Source organism: Pontibacillus sp. ALD_SL1, assembly GCF_017355605.1.
The window spans coordinates 698,929-716,534 of the sequence record NZ_CP062975.1; the positions used below are offsets into that span (position 1 = coordinate 698,929).

Below are 17,606 nucleotides of genomic sequence, written 5' to 3' on the forward strand. Positions count from 1 at the left end.
TCACCAAAAAAAGGTCTTAATGAAGACCTTTTTTTGTTTTGAAGACATACCCCGCTCCCATGACAAATAAAGCAAGGATGGTGGGAATGATGTAGTGAAGCGGGCCGTGCCCTATTGCATCAAAGTCCGCAATAATCATTTCCCCAGCCGTGAAGGAGAGGAGTCCAGCTCCAATAAAAATAACAATAGGATACTTATCAATTGCTGATACGATAAGCGCGCTCCCCCAAATGATGATAGGAATGCTGATGATAATCCCGATGACAATAATCGTTACATTTCCGTGTGCTACGCCCGCTAACGCTAACACATTATCAAGAGACATAGCTGCATCAGCCCATATGATCGTAGCGATGACAGACAAGATGGATGCACCGCCTTCTTTCGTGTTGTGATGACCGCTATCCACAAGCAGTTTAAATGAAATCCACAGTAATAACACGCCACCTATGGTGCTTAAGTAAGGGATGCCCAAAAGGAAGACAATTAAGAATGCAAATATAATACGTAACGATATGGCTCCGAACGTACCCCAAAAAATAGCATATTTTCTTTTTTCTTTTGGAACGTTTTTGGCCGCCATTGCGATGATCAGAGCGTTATCCCCGCTCAACAACAGATCTATGAGAATGACTTTAAGTAAATCGTCTAACGGTATACCGAATACGGTCATGCATACACCTCTCCTCTGTTATTTTGTGCCTGCAATAATAAAATCTTAAAAGCGTTTTTGTTTCATATATAAATTCATCATCGAAATTCGTCGTCCGAAGTTCACGGCACCAGACGTAGTCTTTATATACAGAGTGTCGAAACCAATAGAAGTACATATCATTGATCAAGGCCTCTTCGCTGTCAAAAGCGCTAATCTGGTACTGATAACTTTGTAAAAATTTTTTGATCATCTCTCTCATGGAGTGCACAAAGCTTATTTTTTCGCCTTGCGATAAGCGTTCATAATACATAAAAAGCCCTCCTCGATAAAGGCTTATCCAAACATAAAGTCCAGAGCGAAGCCCTGGACTTTCAATCCACTACTCCCTCGACAACGGTATTCGTTTCCTGTTTCAAACAGGCTATCCCCCCATGTCGTTGAGGTTCTGTTCACCGAACACATATTGCTCCAGGAACTTGTTTTTTGCTTCCCTTTCGATGTTCAGTGAAGCGTTATAGTCCCGCTCGATAATAGCAGAACAGGTATTGCACTTAAACAATCTCAACTTCAACGGCATTATTTGTTTGCTTCCACACACAGAGCACAATTGTGAAGAAGGATAGAAGCGATCAACTTCCACAAGCGCTTTTCCTTGATCCTCAGCTTTGTACTTTAGTGTAGAAATAAAGTCTCCCCAGGAGGCGTCCAAAATGGATTTAGAAAATTTCCTGTTTCGATTCATTTTTTGTATAGAAAGGGACTCGACTCCGATCACATCAAAGTTCTTTATTATATCGTTAGCCGTCTTATGTATGAAGTCCTTTCGCTGGTTGTGAATTTTTTGATGCAAACGCCCCAATCTTTCTTTTTGGGCGCTCCACCTTTTGGAGTTTTTGATCTTGTTATTTAATTTTTGTTGCTCCATTTTAATCTTGTGTTCCATGGTTCTGTAATATCTGGGGTTAGGAATCCTTGTCCCGTTTGAAAGGATAGCGAACTCCTTTAACCCTACATCGATACCGACAAATTTATGTAGATTTCGAGGGTTTACAGAAGTGGTAGGTTGATAAATGTAGCAGTAAACAAACCAGTTTTGACCTTGTTTTTTGATTTGAACGTTAGAGATGGAATTTGGAGATTCGGGAAGTGGGCGGGTTTGTTTGTAGGGGATGAACGTGTGGTAACCGATGGATACGAACTCATTTTTTATGGATGTTTTTTTCAACGGGATGAAAGTGATGGGGGTATGCTGATGAGGTGCTTTGATCACTTCTTTTCCAACTGCGTGAACGATGTCAGTCGAGAGGGATGAAAAACTGCTATATTTGGTTTTTATCGCATTTAACAAATCATTCACTTCGCTATTTTTCATGTTTTTATCATTCGATTTACTATATTTCGTAGTAATATACATGTATGCATTGCTTACGTAAGAACAGAAAAGTTGCAGCGTATCAAGCAAAGCGCGCTGTCTTTCTGATGGGTGAAGAACGAATTTATAGGTACGGACACTCATGGTCATCATCCTTTCTTATGTATATAATCTGCTACTCCCTTGAAAAACACCCTCTGTTCTAGAGGGTGTTTTATTAATATCCAAAATATTTTAATATTCCTTTGTAAATGCCTGTCGCCATGTTATTAAGACCTGATTCTGTTTTGAATAGTTTGGAGTCATTGACATTCGTAAGGAAGCCAGTCTCAATTAATGCTGAAGGGACCGTGCTGACTCTTAATACGGCAAAGTCTTCTTTGGCGACGCGTCGGTTATGTAATCCTGTTTCTTTTACGTACGCATCTTGAAGTGATTGGGCTAATTTTTGATCCGATTGCTTATAGTAGAATGTTTCGGCACCTGTTGCAGTCGAAGTGAATGCATTTGCGTGTATACTAACGAAGATATCAGCTTTGTTCTCCGTGGCAACCTCAGGTCGGCAATACAAGTCTTCATAATAACTTCCAAGAGGCATGCAGTCCGTATCTCCTGTACGAGCAAGTATGACCTTAGCGCCAGAAGACTCTAACTTCTTTTTGACTCGATTGGTTATATCTAAGTTCACTTCTTTTTCTACCAGCCCATTTGCTACGGCACCAGATCGGTCATCACCGTGCCCTGGGTCAAGCACAATAACTTTCCCAGCTAAGCGATTATCGATGGTTTCTGCCTTTTTGGTTATAGATAAACGTTGACCAGGGAAAATGAGATTGGAATTGAGTTGATTGCGATCGAGCAACGATTGAACAGACACGCCGTATTTTTGGCTGATTGACCAAAGGGTTTCACCAGCGTTAACAACATGAATGTCAGAAACATTTATGCCAGATGATCCTTTTGATTCCAGGAAGTCGCTGTGAACATAACCAACTGTGCTTCCTGATTTGACATATTCCCAAGTACCAAGGTCTTTAAGGATTTCTACGGTTGCCCCTGTGTTTAATTTTCCTATTATAGAATAAGATGTTGAAGGCCCTTTTCGAACATTCAATCGTTCAGAACCCGCATTGACGGTTTTCGTTTCAACAGATTGTTGCAAGGTTTTAACGGTGATGTAGTTGTCATGAACGTATCCTGTTTTCCCTTGGTAAAGAACCTGATCCCAAGTAGATCCATCTTTTAGGATGATGACTTTTTCCCCTTTTTTAATGTAATCCAAGGCTTTGTGAGAAGTGGAAGGTCCAGAGCGAAACGTTAGCCAATAGGCTGTTATTGTCCCTTCCTTTATTGAACTTGCAGCTTCCACATGAGACGAAGGGCTAGACAATAAACCAAACGACAACACCACAGACGAGGCGAACCACAGCAGCTTCCTTTTCATAAAATCCCCCCTTAAGTAGGCTCAGTGAGCCATTTATTAGTTAGGTCATAACGCTCCAGTCCCTTTAAATTTTTAAAGAGAACTTAAAAGTTCTCTTTATTTCCCTTTAAGACCGTACTGAAATTTGCCCTCATCGTTCTTCTTGGACCATAAGATTTTCCCTTTAAAACACACGGACTCACCATTTTCGTTCACATAGTGAAGTTCGCACTTTTTCTTTCGGATGGGCTGGTCTGTTTCAACTCTAAGTCCGCTGTCACTCCGATCTAAAATAACGCCGTAAATCATATCTTTTGAGGTTAATAGAAGGGTCTTAATCTCAACATGCTCCCGCTTTTCTTGGCGATAATTATTTAAAATTTCGACTTCTACGATGTTAAACAAGAGCGCTCGTCTCCCTTCAATGCTTTCCTCTCGAATAAACATCACATGAAAGATGTATTGAAATTCCCCGTAAAAATAAGAAATTTTAGCTTCTTGATTTTCAAGAAACGCAACCTCTTCCTTTTTCTTTGTTGGGATGCTTGTACATATATTTGTGTTGTTGGCCCTTAAAACACGTACATTTGCCGCAAAACCCAACGTGTGTGAAACTAACTCAGCATCAATAGAATAGATCATCTTCATCACCCCGCTAATTGCTTATACATGGTTCATAGAAAAAGACAAGAATATTTATTTTTTTCTTTTATATAATGAACTATCGGAGGGTGATTTTTGTGGGAAGAAAAATGGACACCGTGAAACACAATATTAAGTTATTGGTCAAGAAGTTTCCCGACTCAAAAAACAACTACAACATGTTGATTGTTTTATATTGGCAACATTTCGACGGATATCAGCACATCTCAGATATAGCACATACAACGCCTTCTGAATCCATTACAAGAGCATTTAGAGAATTGGTTCGCAAAGGAGAAATAGCTGTAAACCAACAAACGTTGAAAATAAGAAGAAACAATGAACGGAAATACCGTCTTCGCTATCAGAAAGAAAGGTGTTGATAGCCAGATGTTAAGAGCACTAGAGCTGACACACGTTGCTTTAGAATTGGAAAAATGGGAAGGGAGGGAAGCTGTTTTTTCTGAAGAGTTCGTAAGCGATATGAAGCATTTGGAGAAAAAGGGGTTTATCGTTTCTGAACAAAGGGGGAGAGTTGACCTTTTATATGGGGGGAAAAGCCTGATTCAACTTTTTATAAGACGAGGATGTTTCCATATAGAAGATGAGTGTTTATGGGCTGAAGTTGAGATGTTTATAAGCGATGAACGCCTATAAAAAGGGGCGGAATCACAAAAAGCCAGCTAAATTGGGTAGCCTGCCTCCAATTTAGTTGGCTTTTGATTGTAAGAGTTCGATTTCAAAGCGTTCCTTTTCCGCTTCCCCGTAGTGAGCTGACAAGTAATGCATGTACAAATGTTGGGACGGACGATCGTTTCCGTCTTTATGACTCGCATTCATAATCGCAGCGTGAACACTGGAGAAGGCTTGCAGAATAGCGGGGTCATAGCTGGAGTGGATATATTGATTTAAATCATCTAGCACCCCGTTAGCAGGACCACCTTCTTTATAACACCGCTTCGTCATATAAGCATCCACGGAATCAGAAATTCTTGTGATTCTTGCTTCAAAAGGGATTTCTTTTTCATAGAATCCTCCTGGATAGCCGCTTCCGTCATAATTGCAATGGTGATGTTTGGCGGTGTTAATGATCTCTTCTTCCGCCCCGATTTTTTCCAAAAGCATGCCTCCTCCGCTTGTGTGTTTTTTCATTTCTTTGTACATAGATAATGTATAGGCGCCAGGATAATTTAAAAACTCCGTGTTCATGCCGAGTTTTCCAGTATCATGAAAGATCCCGCATTGGAAAAGCAAATACGTGTATTCGTGCTTGAAGCCTAGCTCTTTGCCGATCGCCATATTTAATTGGCCAGTGTGAACAGAATATGTATAAGAATCAAGATCATGATTTTTCATAGCGTTAACTAAGTCGCTCTTTGATTTTAGCTTTAGGAGGTCGAGGTGGGCTAGCGAATACGTGTACCCCATGAATGCATCACCGCCTTTTTATAAGTATAGCGGAAAAGCGCGGTATGACAATAAACATCTAACGTTTTATCAAAATCCACGAAGAGCCTGCATAGAATAAAGTGTGCATCAAGTTTGGAGGATGATAATGAACAGTCCAATACCAAAGTATAAGAAACAACACGTGCTCACTCAATCAGAAGTAATGAATTTAATAAGAAAAGCGCAAGGCGGTTGTGAGAAAAGTCGTGAAGCAGTGATTCAACACAATATCAGACTTGTGCTGAATTTGATGAAACGTTTCAAAAGGGACACGAATACTCAGGAAGACTTATTTCAAGTCGGGGTGATCGGATTAATTAAAGCCGTGGATCGCTTTGATGTCTCAAGAGGCGTTCAATTTTCCACTTATGCGGTGCCTATGATCCTCGGGGAGACCAAGAAATACCTCAGGGACACCAAGCCTGTAAAGGTTAGTCGGATCATTCAGACCAATTATTATCAGATCCTTTCCTTTGTGGAAAAATACGAACAAGTAAACCATCATAAGCCGCGGGTATCCACTATTGCAAAAGCGTTGGATCTAGAGCCAGAAGACGTGGCTGTGGCACTCGGATCGGCAGAAGAAATCATTTCTATTGCAGCGCCGAGTAACGGTGGAAATGACAACAAAGAAACAACGATTGAAAATCAGTTAAAAGACCACACGGTATGTGAAGAAAAATGGGTGAACGCATTTTCATTAAAGCATGAAATTGAACATCTGAATAAGAATGAGAAAGCCATTATTAAAATGCGTTATTACCTTGATCAAACCCAAAAAGAAACAGGAGATAAGTTAGGTATATCTCAAGCTCACGTATCCAGGATTGAAAAAGCAGCATTAGGAAAATTAAAGCGAATTATTTAGTGTTTCTCACAAGATGGTCAGCCCCTCCAGTTGGTTGACCATCTTTTTTAGGAAATGGCATCCTTTTTTGCAATACGAGGAGGGGGGTGACGCGAGTGAAGCACTATGTAGAACTTTTTTTAGGATACATGGAATATGAGAACGCAAGCCAACATACGTTACGCAAATACAAGAGTAACTTAGAATCGTTCGTGGATTTTGTAGAGTCATTAGGGGTGAGCCATATTGCAGACATCAAAACCATGCATATTGATTTATATCAGGCGGACTCATTTAAGAAAGGGAATGGTTCAAACACGCTGGTAAATAAAATATCCGTGTTACGATCTTTTTTCTCTTATCTGGAATCCCGCGAGCATATCGGTACAAATCCTATGCAAAAAATCAAGACAGTTAAAGTGAAAGACCAAGACCGAAAGCCGAAAGAAAATTTAACATTAAAAGAAGCAATGCGCCTTATAGATATGGTGGAAAAAAACAGTATTCCTTATTTGCGTCTGCGAAATAAAGTCTTAATACTATCTTTTTTATTTTTTGGCATACGAGTTTCTGAACTGTGCCACTTAAAAACGGAGGATATTTCATTCTCTAATAAAACCGTCTACATCAAAGGAGGTAAAAATGGGAAAGACCGTGAAGTACCTTTGTTTGATGAGATTATTCCTTATTTCAAAACGTATATCCAAGCGAATAAGAAAAAAGGTGAATTCCTTTTCACTCGGAAAAAGACAAATGAACCGTTGACCGAAAGAGCGGCCTTATCGATTGTTAAACATCACGCAAAAAAGGCCAGAATATATAAAAATATAGGGTGCCATAGTTTAAGACGGACATCTGCCACCCTTTTATTAGAAGCAGGAGTGGACTTGCGTAAGATTCAGATGTTTTTAGGTCATTCTTCCATCAATACGACTATGATTTATTTGAATATCGACTCCGAAAGAATGAAACAAGAAATCCGATCTAAAAGCATTCTATCGAAAGAGTTAAAAAAACAACAAGGGAGGGATTGACATGGATATGATAAAAGCGACGGACGGCTTTGTTCAATCGATCCAACAAATGGAATCGTCGTTTGAGGTGTTAAAAAAGGAAGTGAAGCGACGTCTTTCGGAGGAACTGCATGAAGCCGTGCAAGAAGACGATTACAAAAAAGCGAACCAACTCATATCGTATACTGAGATGATTGCCAGGTTGTCGGTTACGACGAACGCCGAAGAATTATTAATAAGTGTTAGCTCTTTTTTAGGGGAAGAAGTCAGTTCCGAAAAAGAAATGCCGACGAAACGCGAGAAAGAACTTATCGAAAAGATCGGATATAATTCATCTTCCTGTCTAAAGGATGGGGACTATGAATTAGGGGAAATAAAAGAATTAAAACGAAAAAACTTAATTCATTATGAAGTAGTAGAAGTAGGGGGTAAAGAGAATGCGCTTTGCTCTCTTACAAATAAAGGGAAGGAGAGTTTTGAAGAGTGGTTCGGGTTTTCTCCCGCTCTTTCGTTAAAAGAAAGTTTCGAGAAGGAATATATTCCCCTGAACAAAGGAGCTTTTTTATACGAGGCTGAAAATGCATTCCAAGAGAAAGAATATGTTATTGATGATTCTTCGGTGAACGAAATAGAGGTTACGAAAAATGGTGTCCATTGTTACATAACATTACTAAGTGACGAAGCCCGAAAGGAAGAAGTGTTTAAAATATTAAATCGGAAACATGCGCTGATGAATATTGGGTTCGTTTGTAAGGATGAAAGAAGTAAAAAAAATGTCGAGCAGATAACAGAAGAATGGAAAAAAGCTAATCCTCACAAATGTAAAATGGTGCAAATCCGTCACGCCTCAATAGAAACGCTGCCAATAAGTGAGGTGTTTTGAGGAACGTGATGAGAAAAAAGCATTGCAGGTGCAATGCTTTTTACATTCCTTTTTTACCTGTTCGTCCTTCATGGAAAGTGATGTGGTGGCGATCGAATAAAACAGGAGATTCTATTCCGCAGGCAGCCCCTAGCATGAACAACCCTTTTCGCATGGTCGTTAAATAATTCGCTGTACGGAAACGTTTCTCTTGTTCCACCAGACCTGCCTCAAGGTGTGGGAGGTGACTCGTAACGCCTGTTGGGCAGTGGTTTGTGTGGCATTTACCAGCGTTGATGCACCCTATTGTGTTCATAGCAGGTCTGGCAATATATATCAGATCGGCGCCTAAAGAAAGCGCGATCGCCATTTTATCAGAAGTGGCTAGCATGCCAGAGGCGATAATTTTTACACGGTCACGTACGCCGTATTTTAATAGGGTGTTTTGCAGTATTGATAGACCTGCATATATAGGTAAGCCGAGAGAGTCGGCCATTTCGGCATAGGTTGCTCCCGTGCCTCCTTCACCGCCATCAATGGCTATGTAATCAGGACCTCTGTTTGTCTTTTTCATATAGGATGCCATCTCTTCGAAAGATAGTTCGTTACCTGCTACGACTTTAATCCCAACAGGTTTTCCTGTTATATCTCGCCAATGATGAATCAAATCGAATAGTCCTTCCATATCCTGAAATAGCGGGAAGCGATTAGGACTCTCGATATCTTTGCCCATAGGGACCCCTCTGATTTCTGAAATTTCTTTTGTGATTTTCTCTTTATTGAGCTTTCCGCCTCTGGTTTTTGCTCCCTGGGCCAGTTTAATTTCAATTGCTTTCACTTCTTTTTTGTTGGCGTTCCGTAAGAACGTCTGTTCACAGTACTCCCCGTCCTCACCTCTGGCCCCGTATAGTCCAGATCCGACTTGAAATATCAGGTCAGCGCTCTTTTCTTGCAACGCTCCTTTTTGGACGAGTCCTGACAATATTTCTTCGTCTGAAAGGTTGAAGCGCTGGGTGATTTTAAAGTTTGACTTATAAGGTTTTCTTTCTACGTAATGGAAGATCTTTTGTTCGATGGGGGAGAGGGCTTTAAACGAAGCATCTTTATTGATCGTGTAAACTTTGGATAAATGGTATTTGGAAATAGAACCTTCCCCCGTATTCATGAAAGACCCGCCTGATATAGCAACACCCTGCGCAAGAGCTTTAACAGCTGATTTAGACAGAGCGCCGTAGCTCATAGCTGAAATTCCTACAAGGCCCGTGACGCGAAATGGATGAGGGCAGTTTGGCCCGATCACAATTGTGTCTTGCGGAGCCAAATGCCAAGGTTCAATGGAGGTCTTTTTAACTTTTTCTTTCCGTTGCGTGAGTGTTTCATTTAAAATTTCATAAACTTGCGTCAACGTTTTAGCTGTATTGTCAACGCGCAATTCTGACGTGTTTTTTGGAAACATGGAGTTAGATAGATAAATGTCAGGTTTTGAGAAATCCTTTTTTGACCCAAAACCGATAACAGTTGACGCATATTTACCAGCCTTTGCTATGGTCTCCTGCGTATCACGGTCAATCGGTCGGTTTTCTTTGTCGCCACTGAACCAATATTGCCTAAGTTCAGGGCCTATCATTTCAAATACGTATCGAAGCCTGCCGATCAAAGGATGCGTCTTTAGGATGGAATGTTGAGATTGGTACTTATCTTTTAAGAATAGAACAATCAAAAATCCCACCACGAAGTAAAAAAGGGCCATAGGAATCCATTTCATAATAGTGAGCATATCGAGCATGTCCTGCACCTCCTTTAACTTGTAATAAAGGGTAAACGTCATTTCTCCTTTTTTTAAAAACCAAATAGATTCCTCTGTGTTTTCGAAGAGTGAAAACGAGGGTTCTTTCGTATTTTTGAAAATAGTAGCAAAAGAGATATGGGGAGAGATAGGTTGTGAATGATATTCAAAAGGAATTAAAAGGACTTTTCGGGGAGAGGCATACTGCGCCTTTTTTAAAAATTTACAAAAGCTCTAACGACAAGAGCACGTTGCATGTTTCTCCTTCTCTGCATTACTGGGAGGAAAATACAAAGAAAGAACATGTGTATAAGGGAAGCGTTGTTTTTTCTATAACGGAGCATTTTGAAAATAAGAAAACAGCTTTTTTGCAATTTTTCATTAAAAAAGAAACAGCTAAGGTGTTACTGACAGCGATATTAAATCGAAACTTCAAGGATATTTACGGTGATTCATATGAGGATTACGGGATGAAATATGACAAAAATGAAAAGCATCCGTTGCGAAGACGTGTTTTGAAAATTAAGATGACAAACAGAAATCAGTACCTTATTAGTATTGACGATAGTCCTGGAGTTAGAGGGAAAAACGGAAAAATAGACGCTGCTGGAAAGTCAGAAAAAAGCGTGTCCAGGTATATTCCTGAACATGAGGCTATGGAGCTGGCACATGAAGTTTACGACTATATAAGAGACCAGGAGCTAATCGGTGCCGTGAAGGGGCTGCCTTTGATTACGTATACGCCTAAAACGGGATCGGGGGGGCAACGTGAGAATCAGAAAGAGAGACCACCAAAAGAAGAGAGAAAGGAAGCGCCGCCCAGTACGTATGTTATTCCGATCAATCCGTGGAAAGGTCAATTGATCAGCAGTTTGTCTTCAGATCTGTTAAAAGGCATTATGCGTAAAACAAAAAACCGAACCGAAGAGGTTTCCGTGGATTTGTATAACGAGTCCTTAAAAGAACTGACTCACCGAGGGGATGTCTGATGGTTAGGGCATCTTTTTTTTTATAGGTTCTAGACAAAAACACGAACCCGTATTACAACGTAAATAGTGTACATAGGAGGAGGATGTTTTTGGACTCTGAAATTTTAAACTTGCTGATTGTTTTCGTTCTAGTACTGCTGACGGCGTTTTTCGTAGGGGCTGAATTCGCCATTGTAAAAGTGAGGCGGACGAGGATGGAAGAGTTGAAAAATGCAGGTCGAAAATCTGCTGAAGGTGTTCTTCAGATCCTTGATAAGTTGGACGAGTACCTCTCAGCATGTCAGTTAGGCATAACGATAACAGCCTTGGCTTTGGGGTGGGTAGGAGAACCAGCTTTAGCTGATTTGCTGGAGCCTTTATTTCATGATCTTGGCTTCAATAATTCCTTAACGCATACCCTGTCTTTCTTGATAGCGTTTAGCATTATCACGTTTATTCACGTTGTCTTAGGCGAGTTGGCCCCCAAGACAATGGCAATTCAAAAGTCCGAACAATTGAGTTTGATATTAAGCAAACCACTTATCCTGTTTTATAAGCTTACGTACCCCGTGAATTTCACCTTAAATGGGACAGCGAATTTATTTGTTCGAATGATCGGTTTTGCATCTATTAAAGACAAGGACCACCATTCTGAAGAAGAAATCAAAATGATTCTTACAAATAGCCCTGATATAGATCCAGAAGAGCAAGAAATGTTTAACAGGGTGTTCAATTTTCACGACAGGCTTGTTCGAGAGGTTATGGTTCACAGGCGGGATATGGATTGCATTTATCTTGAAGATGAGTTAGCAGAAACACTGGCGTTCGTGAAGGAGAGCCCGCATTCTAGGTTTCCAGTATGTGGAGAAGATAAAGACGATATTGTCGGCTACATCAATGTGAAAGATTTGTATAATCAGTCTCAAGAAGGAGTCTTTTCATTGGAGCCTATAATAAGAAATTTGGAAACAATTTATGAAACGTGTTCTCTTCATAAAGCGTTGCGCCTGTTGCAGGAGGGGCATCACCAGATGGCCATTGTAATCGATGAATATAGCGGTGTATCAGGGCTTGTCACTTTAGAAGATCTGTTAGAGGAAATTGTGGGGGAAATACAGGATGAGTTTGACGATGAAGTAGAACCATTCCAGGAAACAACCGACGGGATTCTAATAGAAGGAAACGTATTGGTTGATGACGTGATGGAGCAGTTGGGGATACGTTTGGAGAAAATAGATGGAGTGGACACAATTGGTGGTTTTATCGCTACTCAAATGGAAGAAGGGCTGAAGGAAGGGAATACAGTTGAAGTAGAAAAAGGGGTCTTTGAAATTATAGATGTGTTGGATCGAAGAATATTGCAGTTAAAGTTTAGACACAATTAATACAGGCGTTGCCTGTATTTTTGTATAAAAATTTTAATTATGGACATGTTATTACCAAAGGTGGTAGATGTCATGCACGTACATTTGCAACTCCATACCATTTTCAGTCCATTTGATGGGGCTATTGAAATGCACCAGCTGATTGACCAAGCGAATCGGTATAATATGGGGGCTGTTTGCGTTACAGATCACCATAATGTATTCGCTTGGAGTTCGTTGCATCAAGAGTGCCAAAATACAAACATAAAACCTCTATACGGGTGTGAATTAAATGTTGGTCAGCATCATCTCACGGTAATTGCCATGAATGATATTGGTTTAAGAAACATCATTCAGCTTAACAACTTTGGGTATAAACATTGTGGAAAAGCAAACATTAGCGAACAAGAATTATTCCAATGTAGCGATGGAGTTATTGCATTAAGTGGTTGTTCAAAAGGAAAAATCCCTACTTTAATCCGAGAAAAGAAATACAAGGAAGCCATACTTGAAGCTAACATCTATAAGAAGCATTTTGGAGATCGTTTTTATATCGAATTACAAAGCTATCATACACTGGCCAGTCAAAAGAATGTCAACAACCTGTTAACCATTGGTGATAAGTTGGGAATTCGTTCCGTAGCTACAAACGACTGCCACTATTTGAAGCGTTCTGATTTTGAGGTTCATAGGAATTTAGTAAAGATGAACACGCAGGGAAAGCTCGTTCCTTATAATCAGCACAACTATTTTAAATCAACAAGTGAAATGGAATGCCTTTTTGAACCTTGCGTATTAGAAGAGTCAAATGTTATAAGTGAGCGGTGTGATGCGGATTATAAAAGCGTATTGCAATCCCTCTCGCAAAAGGAAGGATTCCCTCTTAGTGTTATTCATAAATACGAGGATGCTGACGCGTTAAAGAAGGTATTTTTCTCAAAACGAAAGTACAAATTAGGACGATATTTGTATAATAAAATGATTAAAAGTGACTTATTGCTTGAGGACATGTGTAATAAAGAAGAAATTCAAAAGGAAGTAAACATGGCTTTTGGGTTAAGAGGAAAAATCAAAAAGATTACCGCCGACCCACATTTTTATATAATGGCTGATCAGGGGGTACCTTTGTATCGTTCATCAAAAGACGCTGTATTATCTGTCCAGCTCGGGTACGATGAAGCTCAGTACTTTGGTTTTGAAATCTTTGATACAAGAAAGCAAAGAGTTCCCTTATATATGTAAAAGCACCCTATCGATATAGGGTGCTTTTTTTGTCCAACAGAATGCCTACCAGAATGCTTTCTCCTGACGAAGAAATGGCTTTGATGATCTTCCCGTCGCGGCATGGGTAAATGAGATATTCGCAATCATGGCTTAATACAGAATACAGGGAGTCAATATCCATGTTTTTTTGCTTCTTTTTGATGTATAAAGGTTGGTTCCTGAACATGATGATCTCAGACTTCAAAAGTAAGTTTTTAAAGCTGCTTTCTTTAATATACATTCATCAAGCCCCCCTTAGAATTAAGATATGAAGGAGGGATGGATAGTTTTCGTTTTTTTAAGGAATTGACAATTTTATAGATTGGTTAATTTGTGATATGAAGTTTTCTAAAAAACGTAAACTAGCTCCATACAAAGTTAACAGTTCTTTCTCTTCGCCTTTCCAATCCAAAAAGATGAGGGGGACGTCCGATGAGAATAGGTCGATTCGGATCGGGAGAATTTGATCAAAACTTTTTTGGTGAACGATCTCGTTTCGATGTTCGTATATAAACAACCAGATATTATTTTGATAAGGTCGAGTGTACTGATGGAACGTATTTTTGACGCCTTTAGGAATTTTGTTGTGTTTGTAGACTGAATGCACGTTAACATCTTTGGCCGAAAGATTGAGATCAAAGAAAACGGAAAGGTAATGCATAAGTACATCAACAGAAGAACGAATGGCTATTAAAAAATTCTCGGATTCATAGTATATAGGTAAGTTCACTTCTTCGTAATAATTCGCGGTATCAAAGATGCTGGATCGCTTAGTAAGATTTTGGACTTGCTGATAATGGTAAGCCGTTTTTTTGCATTTAAATTTTAAGGATGCACTGATGTCTGACAATTCATTTTGTTTTTGTTCATCAAATGAATCAGATATATGCAGGTCCAATTTCATTATAACCACCTCCTCATAAAAAAGCTTAATATTCTTGAAAAAAACGATTCTATATATATATTTGCGTTCAGGAGTTGATGCAAATGAATATATACATCCCCAAAAAAGAAGTGCTTGCTTTTATTGAAAATTTTAAAGAAAACCTAAATATTGACGTATATAAATCAGACGTGGAACGACTAGGGAAACAAAAAGTAAGTGTATCTTCAAGATTGAGGAAAGCGGAAACCATGGGATCCCTCCTTAGGGATTTACCGAAGCATTCTATGATTGTGGACAAAGTGGAGTATCCAGGAAAAGAATATTTTCTATGCGTGGGAGAAGTTTCTTTTTCTGATTTTTCAGCTTTATTGAAGGAAAAGATCGATGTTTCCATCGTGACGAAAATGGAAGAACGTTTGCGCTTTAATGGATGGGTGAAATATGAGGATATTGTGTCGTTATATGAAACCTCTTATATTTTTGAATTGAGTTCAATCAATGGATTGATAAAAGCCCGTTCAACGTTTGTTATAAAACCTTTGAGTCAGCATTTGCAATCTGTTTATCAAAAAGCAAGGGTCGTCGCAGACGAGGTTATTATAAGTGGGGAAAAAATATACGTCAAATGTTCGTTAGAAAAATTTGTATGTTACTTTTCTGAAATACACGAAGAGTACAATAAAATAGATATTATTGATGAAGATCACCTTGTATAATGTTTTTCCATTGAGGGGGTGGTGAGGTGGGGGTAAAAAGGACGGAAGAGTTAGAAACACAGCTGAAGGTGTTAATTTACAAAGGCAAGAAAAAAGGCATGCTAACGCTACACGAAATAAAAAAGATCGTGAAGGGCGTTTCGTTAGATCAAGAACAGATAGAAGCTCTTTATGATTTGTTTATTGAAGACTTGGGGATAGAAATCGTTGAAGAAGAAGATGCTGATGATTTACAGGATAAGGATGGAATGTACATAGAAGAAATGCCAGAGGAAGAAGAGGAAGAAGAGAAAAAGCAAAACGAGGAAGACAAAATGCTAGAGACGGATGATGCAGTAAAGCTCTATTTGCAAGAAATAGGGAGATTTGATTTGCTATCTGCTGAAAAAGAAGTCATCTTAGCTAAACAAATCGAAGCAGGAGATGAATATGCTAGAAAACGATTGACGGAATCGAATTTGCGCTTAGTCGTTTCCATAGCGAAGAAATATATGGATCGGGGCTTGGATTTCCTGGATTTAATTAATGAAGGAAACATGGGGCTTGCGAGAGCGATTGAAAAATTTGATTACAGAAGGGGATTTAAATTCAGTACATACGCCACATGGTGGATCAGACAAGCGATCACACGGGCTATCGCTGATCAATCAAGAACCATTCGGGTTCCAGTTCATATGTATGAGACATTAAATCGATATAAAAGAGTCAAAAAAGAACTTACTCAGCAACTGAGCAAAGAGCCAACGATTAAACAAATTGCAGAAGAAATGGGAATCACCGAGGATAAAGTGAACGATATTATTAAAACGGCCTTAGACCCTGTTTCGATGGATGCTAAGTTCGGTGATGATGATGATAGCACCAGAGGAAGCTTTATACAAGACGAACGTGCTGTTGACCCAGCAGTCAGCACGAACAATGACTTGCGTTCTGAGACGATTGAAGAGGTATTGAATTCTCTTTCTCAAAAAGAGGCCATGGTGTTGCGCTATCGATACGGGCTTAACGACGACCAGGAAACCAAAACGCTGCAACAAGTAGGGGAAATGTTCGGCGTGACACGAGAAAGGATTCGACAAATTGAAGCTAAAGCTTTAAGGAAGTTAAGGCATCCTAGCAGAAGTCAAAAATTGCGCGGTTTTATGAACAAATAAGAACGCTTAGGCGTTCTTATTTGTTTTGTATTGTAGGCAGTTCTTTTAAGTCGTTAATCCCGTAAAACGTCAAAAATTGTGGGGTTGTAACATACCCCTTTTCTTCTGGGGCTATGAGATTTTTATCGATTAATTTTTGAATGGCATCGTCTGGGTTTTTAACCTCCCTGTATTTTGCGATGGTTGAGCGAGATACGGGCTGATTGTAGGCCACTAACGTTAACGTTTCCAATTGGGCTTTACTCATATACGTTTCAACATGTTTAGGTAAATAGTGTTCCACAAACGCAGAACATTGGGGGTTTGTAGACATTTGAAAGCCTCCCGCAACTTGCCTGATCCCAATCCCTCTCCCTTCATATTCTTTTTGGAGCTCCAAAATCCACCTTAAAAGGATGGGGTATTCTTCCTCTTCATTTTTTGCTATATCCTCCAGTTTAATCGGCTCTTTAGAAACAAATAATAACGCTTCCAAGTCATTTTTCTTCATGCATTTCACACCTCTTTGTTCTTAATAATGACAATCGCGTTTCCCTCTTTCTTTATTAAAACCATGTTGCTTTTTATAAGTTCAAGAAGAGCCCCGAAGGCCATGATCACTTGTTCGCGCTCTTTTAGAGATCGCAAGTAAGGAAGGAATGGAGTGTTTTGGTTATCAATTGCTTTTTTCCAATTCTCTAATTCTCCTTCTAATGTGTAAGGGATGCGCCTTCGTTCCTCATCCATTCTGTCTAAGGGCGAAACCGAGGGTAGGGCGGACTCCATAAACGTCTGGTACTGGCGGACCAAGTCGCTCACACAAACGGGTTTCCTTTTCGTTACAGGGGTAACAAACGTTCGTTTGAAGTGTCGTTCCTCCACATCTTTTAATTGTTTCATTAGTTGCACAGATTCTTTATACCGTTGATAATCTTCAAGTTGTTTGATCAATTCATCCTTGCTTTCATCCTTTTTTTCATCATGTAAGAGAGATTTGCACTTTATATCCAACAATAGGCTGGCCATTTCTGTGAACTCAGAAGCTAACTCCATGTTCGCTTTTTCCATTTGCTGAAGGGTGTCTAAATAGTCCTGTGTAATTTCAGAGATTCTTAATTGCTTGATATCCATTTTTCTTTTTTTTATCAACTCCAACAGTAAATCAAGCGGACCTTCGTAACCATCCGTTCGTATGATGTAATCCACGCAAATCCCTCCTTTTATTCT

20 protein-coding genes are annotated in these 17,606 nt (G+C 39.5%); 10 read left to right on the top strand and 10 right to left on the bottom strand.

The genetic code is table 11. From position 1 onward, the window contains the following. Positions 1 to 16: 16 nt before the first annotated feature. From IMZ31_RS22995 to IMZ31_RS23015, 5 genes are all read right to left on the bottom strand, one after another. Entirely contained in the window at positions 17 to 673 is a 657-nt protein-coding gene (locus IMZ31_RS22995; protein ID WP_207530777.1) for a TerC family protein, read from the bottom strand. Then, a complete protein-coding gene (locus tag IMZ31_RS23000) occupies positions 636 to 965 on the bottom strand; it encodes a hypothetical protein (RefSeq protein ID WP_207530778.1) in 330 nt (109 codons plus the stop codon). Before IMZ31_RS23000 ends, IMZ31_RS22995 begins: the two co-directional genes overlap by 38 nt. A 111-nt stretch (positions 966 to 1,076) precedes the next feature. Then, positions 1,077 to 2,171 carry an RNA-guided endonuclease InsQ/TnpB family protein gene (locus IMZ31_RS23005; RefSeq protein WP_207530779.1) on the bottom strand — a complete coding sequence of 365 codons (1,095 nt, stop codon included), beginning with the start codon at positions 2,169 to 2,171 and terminating at the stop codon, positions 1,077 to 1,079. Positions 2,172 to 2,244: 73 nt separating this feature from the next. Next, positions 2,245 to 3,471 (bottom strand): N-acetylmuramoyl-L-alanine amidase, encoded by a 1,227-nt coding sequence (locus IMZ31_RS23010; RefSeq protein ID WP_207530780.1) that lies wholly within the window; start codon positions 3,469 to 3,471, stop codon positions 2,245 to 2,247. A 96-nt stretch (positions 3,472 to 3,567) separates the two neighbouring features. Further along, entirely contained in the window at positions 3,568 to 4,092 is a 525-nt protein-coding gene (locus IMZ31_RS23015; RefSeq protein WP_207530781.1) for a PilZ domain-containing protein, read from the bottom strand. A gap of 98 nt (positions 4,093 to 4,190) precedes the next feature. On the opposite strand from IMZ31_RS23015, the gene IMZ31_RS23020 reads away from it, so the two are divergent. Further along, the gene (locus tag IMZ31_RS23020) at positions 4,191 to 4,475 is read left to right on the top strand and encodes a hypothetical protein (protein WP_207530782.1); all 285 of its coding nucleotides are present in this window, start codon (positions 4,191 to 4,193) and stop codon (positions 4,473 to 4,475) included. A 7-nt stretch (positions 4,476 to 4,482) separates the two neighbouring features. Further along, positions 4,483 to 4,749 carry a hypothetical protein gene (locus tag IMZ31_RS23025; RefSeq protein ID WP_207530783.1) on the top strand — a complete coding sequence of 89 codons (267 nt, stop codon included), beginning with the start codon at positions 4,483 to 4,485 and terminating at the stop codon, positions 4,747 to 4,749. Positions 4,750 to 4,800: 51 nt separating this feature from the next. Here IMZ31_RS23025 and IMZ31_RS23030 read toward each other — a convergent pair whose 3' ends face one another. Further along, positions 4,801 to 5,520: an HD-GYP domain-containing protein gene (locus IMZ31_RS23030; protein ID WP_207530784.1), complete on the bottom strand. Its 720-nt coding sequence runs from the start codon at positions 5,518 to 5,520 to the stop codon at positions 4,801 to 4,803. A gap of 127 nt (positions 5,521 to 5,647) precedes the next feature. Between IMZ31_RS23030 and IMZ31_RS23035 the strand changes: the two genes are divergently transcribed. From IMZ31_RS23035 to IMZ31_RS23045, 3 genes are all read left to right on the top strand, one after another. Further along, entirely contained in the window at positions 5,648 to 6,409 is a 762-nt protein-coding gene (locus IMZ31_RS23035; protein WP_207530785.1) for a sigma-70 family RNA polymerase sigma factor, read from the top strand. 95 nt (positions 6,410 to 6,504) lie between these two features. Beyond that, a complete protein-coding gene (locus IMZ31_RS23040; RefSeq protein WP_207530786.1) occupies positions 6,505 to 7,422 on the top strand; it encodes a tyrosine-type recombinase/integrase in 918 nt (305 codons plus the stop codon). A gap of 1 nt (position 7,423) precedes the next feature. Next, the gene (locus IMZ31_RS23045) at positions 7,424 to 8,284 is read left to right on the top strand and encodes a V-type ATP synthase subunit I domain-containing protein (protein ID WP_207530787.1); all 861 of its coding nucleotides are present in this window, start codon (positions 7,424 to 7,426) and stop codon (positions 8,282 to 8,284) included. A 40-nt stretch (positions 8,285 to 8,324) separates the two neighbouring features. On the opposite strand, the gene IMZ31_RS23050 is transcribed toward IMZ31_RS23045, so the two are convergent. Beyond that, positions 8,325 to 10,049 carry an FMN-binding glutamate synthase family protein gene (locus tag IMZ31_RS23050; RefSeq protein WP_207530788.1) on the bottom strand — a complete coding sequence of 575 codons (1,725 nt, stop codon included), beginning with the start codon at positions 10,047 to 10,049 and terminating at the stop codon, positions 8,325 to 8,327. 155 nt (positions 10,050 to 10,204) lie between these two features. Here IMZ31_RS23050 and IMZ31_RS23055 point away from each other — a divergent pair, with 155 nt between their 5' ends. The 3 genes from IMZ31_RS23055 (at position 10,205) to IMZ31_RS23065 (ending at position 13,623) form a co-directional block, all read left to right on the top strand. Next, complete coding sequence (locus IMZ31_RS23055; protein ID WP_207530789.1) at positions 10,205 to 11,038, top strand: hypothetical protein; 834 nt, start codon at positions 10,205 to 10,207, stop codon at positions 11,036 to 11,038. A gap of 89 nt (positions 11,039 to 11,127) precedes the next feature. Beyond that, the gene (locus tag IMZ31_RS23060; protein WP_207530790.1) at positions 11,128 to 12,402 is read left to right on the top strand and encodes a hemolysin family protein; all 1,275 of its coding nucleotides are present in this window, start codon (positions 11,128 to 11,130) and stop codon (positions 12,400 to 12,402) included. Between the two features lie 72 nt (positions 12,403 to 12,474). After that, positions 12,475 to 13,623, top strand: a complete 1,149-nt coding sequence (locus IMZ31_RS23065) for a PHP domain-containing protein (RefSeq protein ID WP_207530791.1) — start codon at positions 12,475 to 12,477, stop codon at positions 13,621 to 13,623. A 319-nt stretch (positions 13,624 to 13,942) separates the two neighbouring features. Here IMZ31_RS23065 and IMZ31_RS23070 read toward each other — a convergent pair whose 3' ends face one another. Further along, a complete protein-coding gene (locus tag IMZ31_RS23070) occupies positions 13,943 to 14,548 on the bottom strand; it encodes a hypothetical protein (protein ID WP_207530792.1) in 606 nt (201 codons plus the stop codon). Positions 14,549 to 14,631: 83 nt separating this feature from the next. On the opposite strand from IMZ31_RS23070, the gene IMZ31_RS23075 reads away from it, so the two are divergent. Next, positions 14,632 to 15,246 carry a hypothetical protein gene (locus IMZ31_RS23075; protein WP_207530793.1) on the top strand — a complete coding sequence of 205 codons (615 nt, stop codon included), beginning with the start codon at positions 14,632 to 14,634 and terminating at the stop codon, positions 15,244 to 15,246. A 26-nt stretch (positions 15,247 to 15,272) separates the two neighbouring features. Next, complete coding sequence (rpoD, locus tag IMZ31_RS23080) at positions 15,273 to 16,400, top strand: RNA polymerase sigma factor RpoD (RefSeq protein ID WP_242705739.1); 1,128 nt, start codon at positions 15,273 to 15,275, stop codon at positions 16,398 to 16,400. Positions 16,401 to 16,416: 16 nt separating this feature from the next. Here the strand turns inward: rpoD and IMZ31_RS23085 are convergent, their stop codons facing one another. After that, positions 16,417 to 16,890: an SMC-Scp complex subunit ScpB gene (locus tag IMZ31_RS23085; RefSeq protein WP_207530794.1), complete on the bottom strand. Its 474-nt coding sequence runs from the start codon at positions 16,888 to 16,890 to the stop codon at positions 16,417 to 16,419. Positions 16,891 to 16,895: 5 nt separating this feature from the next. After that, entirely contained in the window at positions 16,896 to 17,585 is a 690-nt protein-coding gene (locus tag IMZ31_RS23090; RefSeq protein WP_207530795.1) for a segregation and condensation protein A, read from the bottom strand. Positions 17,586 to 17,606 lie beyond the last annotated feature (21 nt).